The sequence below is a fragment of the Polaribacter batillariae genome, assembly GCF_017498485.1.
Lineage (GTDB): Bacteria > Bacteroidota > Bacteroidia > Flavobacteriales > Flavobacteriaceae > Polaribacter > Polaribacter batillariae.
The window spans coordinates 3,261,489-3,277,028 of sequence record NZ_CP071795.1 but is presented as its reverse complement, the minus strand read 5'-3'; the positions used below and the strand labels follow the sequence as shown (position 1 = coordinate 3,277,028).

The 15,540-nt window shown below is 31.8% G+C and carries 11 protein-coding genes; all 11 read right to left on the bottom strand.

Annotated features, from left to right (window positions below; genetic code table 11):
- Nucleotides 1-15 precede the first annotated feature (15 nt).
- The 11 genes from JL193_RS14520 to JL193_RS14470 all read right to left on the bottom strand — a co-directional run bounded on the left by JL193_RS14520 (nt 16) and on the right by JL193_RS14470 (nt 15,356).
- Nucleotides 16-1,146: a glycosyltransferase gene (locus JL193_RS14520; protein ID WP_207971474.1), complete on the bottom strand. Its 1,131-nt coding sequence runs from the start codon at nt 1,144-1,146 to the stop codon at nt 16-18.
- 3 nt (nt 1,147-1,149) lie between these two features.
- A complete protein-coding gene (wecB, locus tag JL193_RS14515; RefSeq protein WP_207971473.1) occupies nt 1,150-2,265 on the bottom strand; it encodes a non-hydrolyzing UDP-N-acetylglucosamine 2-epimerase in 1,116 nt (371 codons plus the stop codon).
- Nucleotides 2,266-2,317: 52 nt separating this feature from the next.
- Entirely contained in the window at nt 2,318-3,250 is a 933-nt protein-coding gene (locus tag JL193_RS14510; protein WP_207971472.1) for a Gfo/Idh/MocA family protein, read from the bottom strand.
- 1 nt (nt 3,251) lies between these two features.
- On the bottom strand, nt 3,252-4,535 hold the full coding sequence (locus JL193_RS14505) for a nucleotide sugar dehydrogenase (protein ID WP_207971471.1): 1,284 nt from the start codon (nt 4,533-4,535) through the stop codon (nt 3,252-3,254).
- Between the two features lie 2 nt (nt 4,536-4,537).
- Nucleotides 4,538-5,518 carry an SDR family oxidoreductase gene (locus tag JL193_RS14500; protein WP_207973485.1) on the bottom strand — a complete coding sequence of 327 codons (981 nt, stop codon included), beginning with the start codon at nt 5,516-5,518 and terminating at the stop codon, nt 4,538-4,540.
- A gap of 128 nt (nt 5,519-5,646) precedes the next feature.
- Entirely contained in the window at nt 5,647-6,972 is a 1,326-nt protein-coding gene (locus tag JL193_RS14495) for a UDP-glucose dehydrogenase family protein (protein WP_207971470.1), read from the bottom strand.
- A gap of 306 nt (nt 6,973-7,278) precedes the next feature.
- Complete coding sequence (locus tag JL193_RS14490; protein WP_207971469.1) at nt 7,279-8,205, bottom strand: metallophosphoesterase family protein; 927 nt, start codon at nt 8,203-8,205, stop codon at nt 7,279-7,281.
- A gap of 12 nt (nt 8,206-8,217) precedes the next feature.
- On the bottom strand, nt 8,218-9,450 hold the full coding sequence (locus JL193_RS14485) for an alkaline phosphatase family protein (protein WP_207971468.1): 1,233 nt from the start codon (nt 9,448-9,450) through the stop codon (nt 8,218-8,220).
- Nucleotides 9,451-9,609: 159 nt separating this feature from the next.
- Nucleotides 9,610-10,389: a DUF5018-related domain-containing protein gene (locus JL193_RS14480; RefSeq protein WP_207971467.1), complete on the bottom strand. Its 780-nt coding sequence runs from the start codon at nt 10,387-10,389 to the stop codon at nt 9,610-9,612.
- Nucleotides 10,390-10,442: 53 nt separating this feature from the next.
- Entirely contained in the window at nt 10,443-12,188 is a 1,746-nt protein-coding gene (locus tag JL193_RS14475; protein ID WP_207971466.1) for a RagB/SusD family nutrient uptake outer membrane protein, read from the bottom strand.
- 12 nt (nt 12,189-12,200) lie between these two features.
- Nucleotides 12,201-15,356 carry a SusC/RagA family TonB-linked outer membrane protein gene (locus JL193_RS14470; protein WP_207971465.1) on the bottom strand — a complete coding sequence of 1,052 codons (3,156 nt, stop codon included), beginning with the start codon at nt 15,354-15,356 and terminating at the stop codon, nt 12,201-12,203.
- Nucleotides 15,357-15,540: the final 184 nt, after the last annotated feature.

The following is a 15,540-nucleotide window of genomic DNA, read 5'->3' as shown; positions in this document are numbered from 1 at the left end:
ATAAAAAACATATTATTACCCATATGTTTCTTCATTTAATGATTCGATTATTTTTATATATTTTTCGGTCCTATCTAGACTACTATAAAATCGTCTAAAATTTTTTGCTGCTAAATTAATTATTTTAGTTCTAAAAACATCGTTTTTAATTATGAAATTTATTTTATCACTTGCATCTTTAGCACTTAAGGGGGTGAAATAAACTGCGCCATCTCTGCATATATCTTTTGCAAACAACAAATTGGTTGTAAGAATTATTTTTCTTGTGTACATGGCTTCTATATAAGAAGCAGAAAAAGTTTCTAATAAAGTAGGCATAAACAACATATCTACGTTAGAATATAGTTTTGGTAAATCTTCAATATCTACCTCTCCAATAAAATCTATATGGTTATCATATTTTTTATCAAAATTTACTTCTTGTTCATCTAATGTTAAAATAAATTTAATTTTTTTTTCATTATTTGATTTTAGTAAATAATCAATTACTATAGGAATAATGTTTATGTTTTTGTGCTTGTAATTTGATGATAAAACCAAAATATTAAAAACTTCTGCATCTTTCCTTTCATAACTTATTTTCTTATCAAGAAATACTTGATTCAATGCATTGGAAACTATGTATGTTTTTTTTTTATTTTTCCTATTATATAAAAGATTAAATCTTTCTTCAGCTAATTTAGTTTCAAAAACTAGAGATGTAGATCTATTCTTTAAGAAAAAAAGTTTAGTTTTTTTGAAAATAAATAATTTAAATAAATCTCTCTTTGATAATGTTTTAAAGTATGGAGACTCATAATACAAGTATTGTGCAAGTGCAAAACCTACTAGTTTAGGTACATTACTTTTATAGTATGAGGGACCAAAAACTGAAAAAACTATATCTGGAGACACTTTCTTTTCAATACTTTGTAACTTATTTATTCTTTTGAATAAATATGAATAAATAGATGTGGGCAAATCAATAAACTCAAACTTTTTTTTATCAAACAATTCTCTATCAAAAATTGTTTTCATTTGTGGCGAAAGAACGATAGTATATCGCTTAATTTTACAACTAATAATCTTTAAGTCATAAATAAAAGAAGCGGCCACTTGAATCCCACCTCCAACTCTCAAACTAGAACAATCAATTAATAATTTCATTTGTTACAACTTTGAAACAAACTCAATAATTCTCTGACACGCTTTTCCATCTCCATACGGATTGTGTAAAGCGCTCATTGAGGTATATGTTTCAGAATTGTCTAGTAATTCTTGTGTTTCTTTAATAATCTTTTGCGTATCAGTTCCTACCAAAATCACCGTTCCTGCTTCTACTGCTTCTGGTCGTTCAGTCGTGTCTCGCATCACCAAAACAGGTTTTCCCAAACTTGGCGCTTCTTCTTGTACACCACCACTATCGGTAATAATCAAATAACTTTTATTCATCAACCAAACAAATGATGGATATGATAATGGTTTTACCAAATGAATATTTTTAACTTTACCCAATAGTTTATTAACTGGCTTCAATACATTTGGGTTTAAGTGTACAGGATATACAATTTCTACAGATGAGTTTTCCTCTGCAATATATTTTAGAGCCGCACAAATATTGATAAATCCTTGTCCGTGATTTTCTCTTCTATGACCAGTAACTAATAAAATTCTTTTGTTAAAATCTACTTTTTCTTGAAGATGTGTAATTTCTTCGTTTTGCAAACTTTCTACTCGGTTGGAACTTTCTAATAATGCATCAATTACAGTATTTCCTGTAACTAAAATATCATCTTTGAGAATGTTTTCTTTAAGTAAATTTTCCTGTGATTTTATTGTAGGTGCAAAATGATAAGTTGCAGCTCTTCCTGTAACTTGCCTATTCATCTCTTCTGGAAAAGGCGATAACACATTATGTGTACGTAAACCTGCTTCTACATGACATACTTTTGCTCCTGAATAAAACCCTGCAATACTTGCTGCCATCGTCGTCGTCGTATCGCCATGGACATATACAAAATTAGGTTGAAATTCTTCTAGAATTGGTTTTAATCCCGAAATAACCTCGCCTGTTAAATTATATAAATTTTGATTGGGTTTCATCAAACTCAAATCATAATCGGGTGTGATGTCAAAAAAGTCTAGTACTTGATCTAGCATTTCTCTATGCTGACCTGTTACACAAACTCTAGTTTCAAATCGATGATTTTTTAAAAATTGATTAACCAAAGGTGCCATTTTAATAGCTTCTGGTCGGGTACCAAAAATTATTAGGTTCTTTTTCATAAATAAGTCTTTCAGAGTTGAAATTTTATTTCTGCAAATATATAATAATAATCTATTTATTAAAGAAATGGTTATTGATACTTTTAAAAATCTGATTATTTCTAATATCATGAACTATTTGTATAGACTGTCTAACATCTTCCAAACCAAAACCATTTCCTTTTAATATTTGTTGATAACTTTTTGTATGTAATTCAGTAAAACCGTCGCTAAACTCAACTTCTTCATTGTTTATAGTTATAGAACGAAAAGTTCTTTGGTTGATTTGTTTGATATGAACTGGCAAATCATTTTCATCAATAGACAAAAACCATCGAACTCTGGCGTTTTCAAATTCTAAATAGCCTGCTGCTTTGTGGTTTTCTCTTAAATGAACTTTATTTTCTTGTACTCTTCCAAAGACCCAAGATAACATATCGTAAAAATGTACTCCAATATTGGTTGCAATTCCTCCTGATTTACTTTCATCTCCTTTCCATGAAATATCATACCATTTTCCTCTTGAGGTAATGTATGTTAAATCGACATCGTATTTCTCTTTTCTGTTTTCGGAAGCTACTTTATTTTTCAATTTTATAATAGATTCGTGCAATCTTAATTGAAGAATTGTATTAATGTTTCCTTGTGATTCTTTTTCAATGGCTTCTAAAGCATCTATATTCCAAGGGTTTAACACGATTGGTTTTTCACAAATTGCGTGAGCTCCTCTTCTTAGCGCCATTCTTATATGAGAATCGTGTAAATAATTTGGCGTACAGATACTTACATAATCTAATTGTGTTCCTGCTCTTTTTAATTTTTCTATATGACGATCAAACCTTTCAAATTCTACAAAAAAATCGGCTTCTGGAAAATAACTGTCCATAACCCCCACAGAATCGAACTTATCTAAAGCTGCAATTAAATGATTATTGGTGTCTTTTATGGCTTTTAAATGCCTTGGTGCAATGTAACCAGCTGCTCCTATGAGTGCAAAATTCTTCATTTTAAAGCGATTTGTCTATTTTCTCTGTTTCTAAAAAATTCTTAACATCGTAAACCACAGATTTTTCTTTTTTCAACTTATCTAAATTGAGTTTTTTAAATTCGTTGTGAGCAACTGTTAATATGATTGCATCGAATTTTTTATGAGGAATATTTTTTTGAGAATCTAAATTGTATTCTTTTTTAACCTCTAAAGGATTGGCGCAAGGGTCGTAAATAGTAACATTTGTTCCAAAATCTATCAACTCTTTAACAACATCTACTGCTTTGGTGTTTCTAACATCGGGGCAATTTTCTTTAAACGTAATTCCTAAAACTAAAATATCTGCATTTTTTACTTCAACATCTTCTTTTATCATTAGTTTTGCAACTTCAGACGCTACGTATTTACCCATACCATCATTTACTCTTCTTCCTGCTAAAATAATTTCTGGATGATATCCAAATTCTTGTGCTTTTTGCGCTAAATAATACGGATCTACACCTATGCAATGTCCACCCACTAAACCTGGTTTAAATGGTAAAAAGTTCCATTTTGTGCCTGCAGCTTCTAAAACATCATTGGTATTAATATCCATTAAATTGAATATTTTTGCCAATTCATTTACAAAAGCAATATTGATATCTCTTTGAGAATTCTCTATCACTTTTGCTGCTTCTGCAACTTTTATGGTTGGGGCTAAATGAGTACCTGCGATAATAACCGATTGATATAAATTATCTACTTTTTTTCCAGTTTCTAAATTTGACCCAGATGTAACTTTTAAAATTTTTTCTACGGTATGTTTTTTGTCTCCTGGATTAATTCTTTCTGGAGAATAACCCGCAAAAAAATCTTTGTTATATGTTAGTCCAGATTTCTCTTCTAAAATAGGTACACATTCTTCTTCTGTTGCTCCAGGATACACTGTCGATTCGTAAATTACGATATCGTCTTTTTTTAAAACAGCTCCAACAGTTTCACTCGCCTTTATTAAAGGTGTTAAAACGGGTCTGTTATTTTTATCTACTGGTGTTGGAACGGTAACAATGTAATAATTACAATCTTTTATATCGTTTCGTTTTGTGGTGCAAAAAAGTCCTTTTTCGTTCGAACCATCATCAATTAAAACATCTTTTAAAATATCTTCTTCAACTTCTAAAGTAACGTCTTTTCCTTGCATTAATTCAGATACCCTCGTTTTATTAATATCAAAACCAACTACTGGATATTTTGTAGCAAACAATCTTGCCAAAGGAAGCCCAACATAGCCCAAACCTATTATTGCAATTTTAATCTCGCTCATATTTATAAATTATTCCAATACCAATCTATTGCTTCTTTTAATCCTTTTTTTAAAGAAAACTCAGGTTTATAGCCTAATATTTTTTTTGCTTTATTTATATCTGCTTGTGAATGTGGAATGTCTCCTTGCCTATTAGGCCCGTATTCTACCACAATATTTTTTATTTCTGGATTGTATTCTGATAAAAAAAATTTTAGGTATCCTATTAAATCGTTTAACGTATTTCTATCTCCGTACGCAATATTATAAACTGTATTTATCGCATTTTTATCCGCGACTAAGCTTAATAAATTGGCCTGAATTACATTATCTATATAAGTAAAGTCTCTTGAATAATTTCCATCTCCATTAATTGTAGGAGATTCTAAATTCATTAATTGACTAACAAATTTTGGTATTACAGCCGCATAAGCTCCATTGGGGTCTTGTTTGCGTCCAAAAACATTAAAATAACGCAATCCAATGGTTTCTAAACCATACGTTTTTGAAAAAACAGCTGCATACAACTCGTTTACATATTTCGTAACCGCGTAAGGAGAAAGCGGTTTTCCTATTTTATCTTCAATTTTAGGGAGTGATTCCGAATCGCCATAAGTAGATGAACTTGCTGCATACACGAATCTTTTTACCTTATGATCTCTTGATGCGACTAACATATTTAAGAAGCCAGAAACATTAACTTCGTTAGAGGTTATTGGATCTGCTATTGATCTTGGAACAGAACCCAGTGCGGCCTGATGCAAAACATAATCTGCATTTTTTGTTGCTTTTAAGCAATCTTTTATATTTCGAATATCACCGTTAATTAGGGTAAAATTAGAATCTTCTAAAAAAGGAATTATATTTTCTTTTTTTCCTGTTGAAAAATTATCTAAACAAACAACCTTATTGTTTTTATTAAGAAGTGTCTCACAAAGATTAGAGCCGATAAAGCCAGCTCCGCCTGTTACTACTATCTTTTTTTCCGACAATTCAATATTCATCAACAATAACTATTTTAAGGTAGCGAAAATACAAAAACTATCTTAATCATTAATCCAATAATAAGAATTCGTTTCTGTTTTAGAAAATTTCATGTTTTTTTTCTTCTTAAATTAAGAATAATTTTACACTATTCTTTCCCAATCTGGTAATACTCAAATCCATTATCCTTTAAATTAAAAGCATTGTACTGATTTCTACCATCAAAAATAATAGGAAATTTTAATTGTATTTTTATTTCTTCAAAATCTGGAGAACGAAACTCTTTCCATTCTGTTAATAAAATTAAAGCACTTGAATCTTGTAAAACTTCGTATTTCGTATTGCAGTAAACAATATTTCGAATCTCTTTTAAATAAAACGCTTTTGCATTCTTAGTGGCTTTCGGGTCGTACACTTTAACAACAGCGCCTCTTTTTACCAATTCTTTAATTGTATAGATAGAAGGTGCTTCTCGCATATCGTCTGTTCCTGGTTTATAGGACAACCCCCACAAACCGAAAGTGAACCCTGTTAAATCTTCTCCAAACTTTGCAATTACCTTGTTAACAATTGCTAATTTTTGACTGTTGTTTACCTCTTCTACAGCAGCGATTAATTTTGCTTCATATCCACAGTTTTCTGCTGTTTTTTTTAAAGCTTTTACATCTTTTGGAAAGCAAGAACCTCCATAACCAACTCCTGGATAAATAAAACTATACCCTATTCTTTTATCTGAACCGATTCCTAACCGTACTTTATTTGCATCTGCCCCTACATTTTCGCAAATATTGGCAATTTCGTTCATAAAAGAAATTTTAGTTGCCAGCATCGCATTTGCGGCATATTTTGTCATTTCTGCAGAACGAACATCCATTCTTATAAAACGATCGTGAGTTCTAAAGAAGGGTGAGTATAATTGTTCCATTTTTGTAAAAACAGCTTCTGAATTTGTACCAATAACTATTCGATCTGGTTTCATAAAATCGTTAATGGCATCTCCTTCTTTTAGAAATTCAGGGTTGGAAACGACATCAAAATCAATAATTACATTTCTAATTTTTAACTCTTTTGCAATTACTTCTTTTACTTTATCTGCTGTTCCAACAGGCACTGTAGATTTATTTGCAACAATTAACTTATTTTGCATTGTTTGCCCAATTGAACTCGCTACTTTTAAAACATATTGTAAATCTGCTGAGCCATCTTCGCCCATAGGAGTTCCTACAGCTATAAAAATAATTTCGGTGTTTTTAATAACCGAAGACAAATCTGTAGTAAAAGAAAGGTTCTTATTTTTTGCATTTTTTTGAACCATCTGTGTCAAGCCAGGTTCAAATATTGGAATTATTCCATTTTTTAAGAGGGTTATTTTTTCTTTATCAATATCTACACAAGTAACTGTATTTCCCATTTCCGCAAAACAAACTCCCGAAACTAACCCAACATAACCCGTTCCAACAACAACTACTTTCATTATATGCTTTTAAAATTAAAACAAGCGAAGTTACAAAAAAAGTGAACATTGTTTAAATAAAAAAAATCCTTTACAGGATGTATAGGATTTTTATCTTGATTTGTAAATGACCTCTAAGGTTTCTTCTAAAGTTATGTTTTTATACCATTTATCATTTGAAAATCCTGTAATAAATCGCCTTTTTTTCCTTTCTATTTCAGAATAAAAAAAACCGTAGCTAAGGCTATGCTTTCGTTTTCTTGTTTATATAAAGAAAAAAATTATCCATTTCTTTTCCAGTAATTTCAAACAATAACGGGTATTAGATTAATAAGGATGTGGATAATAGATGTTATTTATAGATCCATCGTCGAAGAAATCGATAATAGAATATCCAGGAGGCGTTTCGTGATACCAATATTTGCCTGCAGAATCTTTATCTCCTTCTCCCCACCAATAACCACTCATAGAACCATTGCAGTAGTAATTTACGTTATTATAAATGGCTGTATCTAACAAATGCATATGACCACTAATGCAATGTATTTTTTTGTTTGGATGTTTATAAAATAACTTCATAATGTATTTACTATCTGTATGACTACCTCCATAAGGAATGGTGCTTACAGCCAAGATCGGGTAATGGCTCATTACTAATACTGAAGCATCTTTTGGCATTTTGCTTAATTCATTTTCTAACCAAGCACGCTGTTCTTTATCTAAGGAACCTGCTCTAGAATTATTACTGTCTAGCACTATAAAATACCATCCGTTTTTAAAAAAGCTATAATACCTGCTTTGCATTTCCATTCTTTTAATTACATAGTCTTTTCCATACATTGAATCTTTTTTATCTGGAGCTGCCCACCACATATCGTGATTGCCTAAGCAACTGTACATTTCGTATTCTTTGAATTCTTGTTTTAATTCGTCCCAAAGTTTCCACTGCTCTAATACTCTTTCGCGAGTAATGTCTCCATAGTCTGCAGCCATAATTGTATCTCCTCCATTTAGAAAAAAATCGACGTTGTGTTTTTTTACGTCTGCTATACACTTTTTAAAACGATTGGGCGCATCATTACCATCTGACATGTGAATATCTGTGACATGTGCAACTCTAAGCACCTTTTTTTTGCTACTTTTAGTCGTGTTGTTTTGAGCCGACAATGTTATGGGAGCTATTGCTGAGGCACCTGCAACCAATCCGATTTTTTTTATAAACTCCCTTCTTTTAGAATTTTGAACTTCTTTCATGCTTATTAAATGTTATTTATTAATTACCCAAGTGTTAATGGTATTGTATTTTCCTTCTAAAACAACTTTATAAAAAGATGATTTAAATTTTGAGACATCGATTATCACTTCTTTTTTCCTAGTTTTGATATTTTTCATCAGTATATATTGATCTTTTTTACCTTTAGAGAAATTATTTGTAGTTGCTATATACACCTTTACTTTCCCTTTTTTATTTAGCACTTCCCAATTAACCTGTAATTTATTGTTTTTAAGATTTGCTGTAGCATTTGCAATGGATACTTTTCCTGTTAATGGAACCCCATCTATTTCCCAAAGTTGTTCTTTTTTGGGTTTAAGGTTAAGACTGCGTAGAATTGTAGGCATTATATCTACAATTGCTGGTTCTTTTGTTTTAAAATAAGAGTTTGTTTTTGCATTTGTAACAATCCAAGTAAGTCGTTCTCTATCGCTTTGTCCTCCATGTCCTTTTCCTGTTTTACGATTTCTTCCATGGTCGGTTGTAATAAAAATTTCCCAGTTCTCGTTATGCGATTTCTCTCTATATTTTAACGCATTCCACAAACTACCTATCTGTTTATCCATAATTTTTACAGCATTGTAAAATTGCTCGCTGTCGCCAAATCTATGTCCCATATCGTCTGTATATTCTAAATATACCCAAGAGAGATCTGGTGATTTTTTTTTAATATATGCTGATGCTTCTTTTACCACGTGTTCATCTATTTTATGAATAAACATCCTTTCTTTATCATGAGGAAAGTTTAAGGTATCTTTTTCAAAACCATCAAAATGATAATCTAGTTGTAGGTTTCCTGTAGCAGGAAGATTTTCGCCAACTAATTTGGTACGATTGTCTAACCAAGTAGAAAAAATAGCGGTTTTTAAATCTGGAATATGCAGCTCTTTTGCAAATCTAAAAATAGTCCAATATTTGTAATTAGGAGCCACAATCCCATTTCCCCAAACGTTGTGTTTGTTAGCCCAAGTACCTGTTAGCAGACTATTATAGCCGACTGCTGAGATCGTTGGGGTTTTAGAATACCCATCTTTTAATCCTCCAACATATGCACGTGTATAACTACCTTCTTTGGCAATAATATCTAAATTTGGAGTAGGTATTTTTTCGATAACATCTGCAGAAATGCCATCAACAATTACAAAAAGTACTTTTTTTTCGTTATTTTGAGCATTACTAATTTGAATGCTAAATGCAATTAAAAAAATATAAAATATCTTATTCATCTTTAATTAAATCATTTAATATAATAAGAATTTGGCAAGTTATAATTGATTATTAAAGTAGAAGAGAAAGACATTATACCTTTCTCTTCTTACTCAAATCAAATTAACTCAAACAAAAATTATATTTTATGATTTAACATTTTTATTTATTATTAAATATTAATTTTTTGAAAATTTAAATGGATAGGATGTTCTTCCTCCATATCCTTCAAAAACTGGATCTACGTTTAATGTAAATGTATTTAAATCGTAAGTTCCTGCGGGACCAGCAGTATATTTACAATTATAACCAAATGATTCGAATGACACGTCATTCAAAAGAGTAATAGAACCTGTAAAGTCTGATGAATCTGGTTCCCCTAATTCAAGTTCAAAAACCACTTCTGGAGTTGAACTTCCCCAAAACTCAAATGTTAAAGTAACATGCGTACAATCTGTTTGCACTGCAGTAACTGTTGATGGGCTGTAACTTGGAAATATAGTATCGGCTCCATTAACTCCGGTTCCAGACCAAAAATCTGTTAAACAACTAATATCTGGCATATTAGGGTCTTGTTCTATAGATATTGTCCAATCTGCAGTAGCTCCTGATGGTGCTGTAACTCTGTACGAGCTTGATAAAAAATTACCAACTCCTCCAAATTCTGGTGACCCATTTAAAGGCTCAATACTACACCCTGTCTCTAATCGCACACTTGCCCATACATTTTCAATAGAAGCAAATGTTTCTAGATACATTTTTATGGTATGTTTCTCGGTATCAATTTCATTTAAAGAAACTGTAATAGGGCTAAATGCACCTGTCTCACTCATAGAACCAACCATTACTTCTGTAATATTAGCAAGGTTTGGTACAACATCAACATCTATTTTTTCTGGCTGCATACAACTTACAGCGAAAAAAATAGCAAATAAACTTATTTTAGAAATTTTTCTCATGATTTTATATATTTTTTATTTTTATACACGGCTATTTATTTATAAAATGAAAATTACCAACCAAATATTTGTTTTAATTCTGGATTTACGAGAACTTCATTTGTTGGTATTGGTCTATAGTAATACTTTGGCTCCACAAATGTACCAATACTTGTTTGTTCTAATTTGAACATTATGTGTCCAGATTTTCCAAACTCAAGAAAAATAGGAACAGTATCTTCGCTAGTAATTAATCTAGTTATTCCACTTGGTAAATTTCCTGGATCATTTGATCCATCGTCACTAATAAAATAATCTGCAACACCATCTCCTGTAATATCAACCAAACCTGAAGGTGGAACATAAATTCCTCTTTGTGGTTTTTCAAAAATCTTTCCTACTTTCCAACGCATCATATCTGTATAACGATGTCCTTCTCCAAATAATTCGACTCTTCTTTCTCTTCTAACCTCTAAAATTTCTGCTTTTTGTGATGAAGAAACATTTGGATATAAAGCTTCTTGTGAAGGATCTATTGGAGGGTTTATTTTTAATGGTGCCACTCCTACTCTAGAACGAAGTTTATTTATAGATTTATCTAAATCGCTTTGCGTTAACTCACCTAGTTCTGCTTTTGCTTCTGCATAAATTAACAGTACTTCTGCATACCTGTATAAAGGAAGGTCTGTATGAACGGTTGCAAAACCATCCCAATGGGTATCTCTTTCATTAGGCATAAACTTAATTTGCGCATAGCCACCTGTTTTACCAATTGGTAGTTTATATGGGTTGGTGTCTGTTGGTACAATATAACCTGGATAGAAAAGTGATTGCACCATTCTAGGGTCTCTTCCTGTAAATGCATCATTTATTTCTAATGTTTCGGTGTCTGTAGATGTCATAAAGGTACCATCTAATTTTAAATACGAATCTGCCATCGATCGACTTACTCCATTTTCATAATCTAACACTAACTCTGCACCATGTTCTCTTTTATCGTCTTCGTAGTCTAGATACATAATAGTTTCAGGGCTGCCCGCTAAATCTATTACTCCGTTAAATAAATCTCCATAATTACCCGATTGGATCGAAAACTCATTTGAATTTATTATTGCATTTGCAGCTTCTATTGCTTTATCGTAAAAATATTTTGGAGGTGTCGTAACATTTAAATCTTGTTCTCCTGCATGATATTGCCTGTACGTACCTTCATATAAACAAAAACGTGCTAATTGTGCGTATGCTGCCCATTTTGATAAAATTGTTTTATCTCCTTCGCTTTTAAGGTTTGTTGTCGCAAATTCTAAATCGGCTATAATTTTCTCTACAACAAATTCTCTGGTATCTCTTGGTTTATACAATTCTTCACTATTTGTATTTAATACAGTACCATACCAAGGAACATCACTAAAGGTTTGAACTTTGTTAATATAGAACATAGCTCTAGAAAAGTAGCCCATTGCTGCGAATTTATTAATATCTTCTTGGTTGCCTTGTGCTTTTTCAAAATTATCTAAAAAGAAATTTATAGATCTTAATCTGCTCCAATTATTTTTACCCCATCCACTTGAGTTATCGGCAGTTACATTACCTAACATTAAGCGTCTAATAGCGCCTTTTTCAACAGTTGTATTGTCTGAGGGTCTGTCCCAAAAACTTGCTCCTAGGTAATCATAAAATTGATAGCTATATGTTTCTAAATCAGAGACATTATTGAAAAAGTTTTTTTCACTAATTTCCGTTTGAGGAAATCTTTCCAAATAGTCGTCATTACATGAGACTAAAAGAAGAACTAAAAATGTAAAATATATTGTTTTCATTTTGTATTTAATTTAAAAATTTAGATTCAAACCAAATGCAAACAAACTCTGCATTGGATAACCAGTATTAAGTGTTTCTGGATCGATATTCGGGTTTTTTAATCCCGTAAACGTCGCTAAGTTTTCTCCCGATAAATAGAGCCTTAATCTATCAATACCCATTTTTTTATTGAAATTTTCAGGTAAGGTATAACCTACTGTTACATTCTTTAAGCGCATATACCATGCATTTTGAAGGTATCTTGTATTTTCTTGTAAAATCTCTGCTCCACTAAAGTTTGAAGCTGCATACCCTTTTACTCTTGGTAAGTAAGCATCTGGTGTTTCTGGTGTCCAGGTATTATTATGGTTGTATTTTTGTAAGTTACTCCAAGGACTTGTACGTAATCCCCAAAAATCGAGTCCTCCAGGATACCAATCTCTTTTTAAAACACCTTGCCAAAACATACTAAAATCAAATCCTTTCCAATTAGCTCCATAATTTACACCAATTGTATATCTAGATCTTCTATTTCCAATTATTCGTTCATCTTGCAGATCGTTTATAGTTAATGCTCCTCTTATAACACCATCACCATTTAAGTCTTTAAATTTTATATCACCAGGTGCTGGAGGAGTTTTATCTGGGTAAGACCAGTAATTTGATTGATTTGCATGATTTGCAATTTCTTCTTCTGATTGAAATAGCCCATCTGATTCAAACCCAAATATGGTACCTATTTCGTATCCTACGTAATAATCGTTTAAATTACCATTAGGGTTATCGAATTCGGTAATCCAAGAACGACTGTCTGCAAGAACAACACCAAAATTATAATTAAATCTTGATCCTTTCATCTCAAATCCATCTCTCCATCTTAAAGAAAAATCCCAACCTTTAGTTACTAAATCTGCTGCATTTTGTTGCGGTTCAGAAGTTCCTAATACTCCTGGTAATTGCTTCGATTTTGTTAACATATCTAGGGTTTCTCTTTCGTAATAATTTGCAATTCCCGTTAATCGATTGTTAAAAAAACCAAAATCTAAACCAAAATTTGTTGATCTTACTGTTTCCCAAGTTAACGAACCTGAAACAAGGCCTGGAGAAAGCAATGTAGTTTGTTGATTTCCTCCAATAATAGTAGTTGTTTCTCTAGATGACATCGATGCTAAATACGCGTAAGAATCTACATCTTGGTTCCCCAGAGAACCATAGGAAAACCTAGGTTTTAAACTACTTATATATTCACCCGCTATGTCTTTAAAGAAATCTTCCTTAGCAATATTCCAAGCAATGGAAACAGAAGGAAAAAAACCAAAACGATCGTTTTTTGAAAACCTTGAAGTTCCATCATACCTTCCATTTAACTCCAATAAATATTTACCTTTGTAATCGTAAAGAAATCTACCAAATCCGCTTCGAGTTGCCCAATCCCAAATTTCTTCTTCAACATCACGATCTCCAGTTGCTAATTCGAGACTTGGCACACTTGTACTTATTAAATCTCTACGCTCTGCAAAAAACCGAACCTGAGAACGATATTCTTGATTGTACCCTACTAATAAATGTAAATTATGATTACCAAAACTTTTTTTAAGATCTGCAAAAACATCATAAACATTTTGTACTGTTTGTATTGCTTCACGTCTTGCTACTGTTAAGGCTCCTAAAACCCCACCACTGTTTGGCCCATTGTTGTAACTAACAGGAAGTGAATATCTACCGTACATTCTATCTCTTTTCATATAACTCGCCCTAGCTGTTACAGTTAATAAATCTTCCCAAAAAGATCCTTTTACTGTAAAAAAGGTCGAAAATCTTGAGTTTGATGTTGTTGCACGCCCTCCTTCAGAAGAACGACCAAAGATACTTGCTCCTGATTGCGTCCATGATCCATCAGGATTCCTAATAACATCTGTTGTAGGTTGATTTCGAAGTCCATTAAAATTAAAACCTTGAGATGGTTCATCGTATTCATCTAAAACAAATGATGAATTATTGGAAATCGTTAACCAGTCTGAAGCTTTAAAATCTAGCTTTGTTCTTAAGTTGTACTTATCGAAAGTATCTTTTCCATATTTAAAAGCACCATCCGTAGAAGATACACCTCCTGACATAAAATAACTTACCTTATCGTTACTTCCAGATAATGATAAATTGTATATTGTAGAAGCAGCATTCTTATTTATTGCTTCCTTGTACCATTCTGTTCTTCCTGCATATAAATATCTATTCGTATTGTCTGGGTTTACAATTACTTCAGTTCCTTCGTCGCTTAATTTTCTTAACAAATCCCAACTACTGTTTCCCCAAACACTTCTTAAATCATACCACCCTCCAGCACCAGTAACACGGTTTTCTTGAACAGTGTATGGGTCTAAAATATATTCTGGAACGTGCAAAGCATTTCTATACGATGTATTGGTATCAAAAGAAACACTTAATTTACCTTTTTTTGCACTTTTTGTTGTAACCAATACTACCCCAAAAGATGCTCTTGCCCCATAAATTGCAGAAGAAGCAGCGTCCATTAAGGTGGTTACACTTTCTATATCAGAGGGGTTTAACTCTGTAAACTGTCTAATATCTGATGGAATTCCATCTATTACAATTAAAGGAGCTCCTCCAGACAGAGATTCAAATCCTCTAATGTTAATATCTGCCAATTCATTTGGCCTTCCATTTCCATAGGTAATATTTAAACCTGGTAAGGCACCTTGTAAAGCTTTTAAAGGATCTACAACAACTCTATTCTCTAGTTCTTTTGCAGAAATTGTTTGAACTGCACCTGTTAAATTCGCTTTTTTTCTTGTACCATAACCAACTACCACTATTTCGTCCAATGCTTGGGAATCTGGTTGTAAAGTAACATTTATGTTCGTTTTTTCCCCCACTACAATTTCTTGGGTTAAAAAACTTACAAATGAAAATCTGAGTATCGATTTTTTGGAAGGAACAATAATTTCATATTTACCATCAAAATCTGCAACTACTCCTGTAGTAGTTCCTTTTATTAAAACACTGGCTCCAGGTAACGGCTCGTTTGTCTCGGCGTCTTTAACACTACCGGTTATTTTAATTGATTGTGCCCACCCTTGATGAGCAAAAAGCAATAACAATAAAAAACTTATTACTTTAATACTGTTTCCACTTTTTAAGAAGACGTAACATTTTGTTGCTCTTTTCATAAAAAAAATTAAGGTTAATTAGTTAATGTTAGTTTTTATATACTACCAAACAGTTTTATTTCTATTGATTAAATAGTTAAACAACACTTGTTTAATTAATATTGGGCTAATATAGTAAAAAATATTTTGATTGAACAATCAATCAATTTAAAATTAAAGTGTTACTTTTGTAAAGTTAAAGTTA